1 protein-coding gene is annotated in these 764 nt (G+C 45.7%); it reads left to right on the forward strand.

Annotation, left to right across the window (positions count from 1 at the left end; genetic code table 11):
* On the forward strand, positions 1-484 hold a 484-nt coding region (locus IT781_RS22035; protein ID WP_194972307.1), incomplete at its 5' end, for an IS982 family transposase.
* Positions 485-764: the final 280 nt, after the last annotated feature.

Consider the following 764-nt stretch of genomic DNA (forward strand, 5'->3'; position numbering starts at 1 on the left):
AGCCGGGCGCGGCAAATCGTCGACCGGCTGGTTTTATGGCTTCAAATTGCATCTGATCGTCAATGACCAGGGCGAGATTCTGTCCTTTTGCATCACACCGGGGAATGTGGATGATCGTAAACCGGTCCCCGATCTGGTGAAATCATTGACGGGAAAGCTGTTTGGCGACCGAGGTTATATTTCCAGGAAGCTAACTGACTTATTGGCCCATCAAAACGTCACGCTGATTACCACGCTGAAGAAAAACATGAAGCCGCACGCTCTGGATGTGTTTGATAAATTGTTGCTGCGCAAGCGCAGCCTCATTGAAACGATCAATGATCAACTCAAGAATATTGGCGATCTTGAGCATTCGCGGCATCGTTCTTTGAGCAATTATTTGTCCAATATCATCGCTTGTCTGGTGGCCTATACCTATCAGGAGAAAAAGCCGGCTCTTCAATTACGTGAGGCTGATTTACTACCTCTTTTACAGAATGCTTAAACCGAACTCAGGTTATTTTAACGTTTTTTATAGACCTGAAAAATTTAAAGGCTAGCAATATTAACGCTGAAACTGGAAAAAATTGGATGCTGATTAACACCTCAGTCCGGAGACCTGCCACTGTTGCCAATGGCCCAGCCAGAATTGCTGGGTGGGAGTGAACGTCGACTCAATGTGCTGACCGATTTCTGAAACAGGTGAGCTCATGCGCTATTCCTCATTTGGTTAAATGGGAATACTCTGCCACTTCCAGTAGCCAATTGTTAGATGCGGTTTATTG

The sequence above is a fragment of the Methylobacter sp. BlB1 genome (genome assembly GCF_015476545.1).
Lineage (GTDB): Bacteria > Pseudomonadota > Gammaproteobacteria > Methylococcales > Methylomonadaceae > Methylobacter.